This is a genomic window from Gammaproteobacteria bacterium (assembly GCA_027296625.1).
Taxonomy (GTDB): domain Bacteria; phylum Pseudomonadota; class Gammaproteobacteria; order JAKEHO01; family JAKEHO01; genus JAKEHO01.
Genome location: JAPUIX010000184.1, coordinates 1 through 3,079, shown reverse-complemented (window position 1 = coordinate 3,079; position 3,079 = coordinate 1). Strand labels below are relative to the sequence as shown.

At 53.4% G+C, this 3,079-nt stretch carries 3 protein-coding genes and 1 riboswitch; all 3 genes read right to left on the bottom strand.

The window, feature by feature from the left end; all coding sequences use genetic code 11:
* Window positions 1-50 precede the first annotated feature (50 nt).
* Window positions 51-123: riboswitch (cyclic di-GMP riboswitch) on the bottom strand.
* A 330-nt stretch (window positions 124-453) separates the two neighbouring features.
* Complete coding sequence (locus O6944_12070; protein ID MCZ6719871.1) at window positions 454-714, bottom strand: hypothetical protein; 261 nt, start codon at window positions 712-714, stop codon at window positions 454-456.
* A 46-nt stretch (window positions 715-760) separates the two neighbouring features.
* Complete coding sequence (locus tag O6944_12065) at window positions 761-991, bottom strand: hypothetical protein (protein ID MCZ6719870.1); 231 nt, start codon at window positions 989-991, stop codon at window positions 761-763.
* Window positions 992-1,205: 214 nt separating this feature from the next.
* Window positions 1,206-3,079: hypothetical protein (locus O6944_12060; GenBank protein MCZ6719869.1), on the bottom strand; the 1,874-nt coding region annotated here is incomplete at its 5' end.

The window sequence follows — 3,079 nt, the reverse complement described above, 5'->3', positions numbered from 1 at the left end:
ACTGATTAGAAAACGGACGGGAATCTCAAAAGGCCTCCTGACGCGTCGCAGGTGGCGTCGCGGAGAATGCGAGTACCCGTGGCTTTCCGTTCCCGTCTTTCGGCGGGTTTGGCTTTTTCGTTGTTATGGCCTAAGCGTAGTTGAAGAATGGTCGGGCTGCCCGATAGTCAACTTAATCAGGACATGTTGGGGCGACTGGGAATGTCCGCTTCGGGTCATTAGCGGACCTTTTGCCCAATTCTAGCTTAATGTCCGGTTTGGAGCGGAAAGCGGACGTTCTGGATCGTCTTCGGTGGTGGCCCAGGATCGAATTTCTGCTTTCATCAAAAGCGGTCATTCAAGTCAGCCGACAATCTCAATATGACAGTCTGCTTTCGGCCAATAGCGGCCATTGGGACCCGCCACAAAAAGCTGTCTCATCTCATAGGTATATCAGGGATTCCATGACATCCGTTAGTCAAACCACTTACCGTCTTTAGGCAGCATTTGGACGAATTTTCCAGTTGATGGATCGTAAGTTATCGGAAGTATTGGTTCAGTGGCAGCAACTTCGGCCACGAAAGCCTTGTGAAAATACTGCTGGGCCAGGCTCCACCAGTTGATCATGCCAGGAAACCCAATCATTCCAGCCATTTGTGCCTTATCGCGAAGCCAAATGTCTTCTTCTACCGCGTCAGCTTTGTAGAGCAAAAAGGTGGTCTCAAATTCATTCATGAAAGCATAAAAGATCAAATGTGCTCTCGCACCGTCCGTTACCGATTCAAACGGTGGATCTGCGGGCAGCCCTCCCTTGACCAATGATGTTGAAGAGCTCCTTATTCGCGGCCAACTCTCGATACAGGGCATTCTTTCCGGATACGACGTTGTAATACGACTGAGCGCGTATCCCCTTTGTATTTTGTCTCAATTGAACGGCGAGATAGATTAAAGTCGCGATGACAGCCGCGCCTCCAACCAGCTCTCCAATTGCCCCAATGGCTACCCAGTTCACGTCGATTCTCCAATCGGTCAGTATAGTATTAAGGCTAGACGCAAAATATGTTGACCGCTATGTCCACTATTTCGGGTCGAAAGCGGTCGTTCAACCCAATATTGGTTTAATGTCCGCTTTTCCCAATAGCGGTCATTCATTCAGTACCAAATCAGCAAGATCGAACGTCTGCTTTCGGCCACAAGCGGACGTCGAGGCATCGCCATTCAGGTAGTCAAAGTACCAGCTTCTCCACCACCCCTTCACAGGTCTCCGGCAGGGGCTGCCAGTTATCAGGAGTCGGATTATTGAAGCAAATCAGCTGCAATACTTTGTCGTGTTCCACGGCGAGTATTGCGTCTAATTCCTCTTGAATTGCGACAAAACGTGGCTCGTTCCACAACTCTTCAAAAATAAGATCGTCAAAGACGTGCGGATTCCGTAGTCCACTTTGCATAGCTGATTTCAGTGCGGCGATGACGCGATCCGGATTATTCTCGAATGCAGCAATCATCGCTTCTGTCCGGAACTGAAACCGATCCCTTGCTCCCACCGCGCTGAGTGCAGCATGGTCCTGCGTGGCGATCCGTGCGGCAGCTTGCGCACCGTCCTCATCGCCCGCTTTCCTGCGGGCCAGTGCCAACCGCATCATCGTCTCGTTGTTGCTTCGATAAAGCCCAATTGGGCTGGAAATTGGTCGACCCTCAGGTACGAAATCGAGCAAATGCGCATATAGCGACAGCGCCTCATCAATGTGACCTGCGTCGTACAAACTCTCGGCAGCCGCCCACACCGCGAATTCGTTTTCCGGAGCCAATTGCATTCTCCTTTGTGCCGCCCGGATCGCTTCGTCGAAACGCCCTTCGGCGAGATCGGGCCAGTCAGTCACACTCGGGTTGATGCGCCGTGCCTCATCGTATTCACCAACCTCTACGAATCCAGAATACATAGAGATTGACCCCACACCAGAGGCCGCCGACTCTCTTAAGGCCCAGGACAAGCTCTCAGCAATCTTGCCCTCAGCAAAGATCGACACGCTGGCATGCAGCGAATACCCCCATCGTGGGCTTTGGGCGAGCAATTGATCGGCGAGCTCGTGGGCCTCTTCGACCCGTCCGGACCGGCCCAGCCATCCACCGTAGTTGAATCGACCGATAATAGTCAGCGGGTCTGTAGCCAGCATTTGCTTGCGAGTTGCATTCACCTCCTCATAGCGGCCGAGATTGGAATACGCGATCAACAACCAATTCATGGCATCGGCGTAGTTCGGGTTCAGTGCCAGTGCTTTTTGGGCATGCTCAATCGTGGACTCCGGATCGTTCAAAACATTTGCGAGCAACGCCCGGCCCCCATGTGCCTCGGCAAGGCCGGGTTCGAGTTCCAGAGCGCGGTCTAGGTGTGGAATGGCTGTTCGCCGTGCCTCCTCCGGGGTGGTCTGGCCATAATTGGTCAGCAGTATAGTGGCTATAGCCAATTGCGCATGCGCCGGCGCAAAATTGTTGTCCAGACGCAGGGAGCGCTCGAGATGGCGAACAGCGTCCTCCAGATTTTCCCGGCGATAGATCAACTCGCGCCCGCGGAGATAGGCGTCATAAGCATCGGTATTGGCCGCTTTGATAACAGTGGGCTGCTCCGCCACGCCCTCGACCAGCGCGAGCTTCAGTTTGAGCGCATCAATGATTGCCCCGGCAATCTCATCCTGCACGGCGAAGATATCGTCAAGCGTCCGGTCGTAGGATTCTGACCAGAGGTGCGAGTCAGAGCGCGCCTCGATAAGCTGTGCCGTGATGCGTACGCGGTCGCCGTCCCTGCGCACCGATCCTTCCAGCACGAATGCAACATTCAGCAGCTCTGCCACCTCGGGGATAGTGATTTCTTTGCCCTTGAATGAAAACGCTGAGGAACGCGAGATCACCGTTAGCTGTGGAATCTTCGACAACAGGTTTAACAGTTCCTCCGAGATGCCGTCGGAAAAATACTCCTGATCCGGATCGGCACTCATGTTCTCGAACGCCAAAACCGCAATGGATTTCTCTGGCGGTCCACCTATCCACCATTTGTCGTACGCAAACAGAATGACCGCGGCACATAACAGCGAAATGACGATGA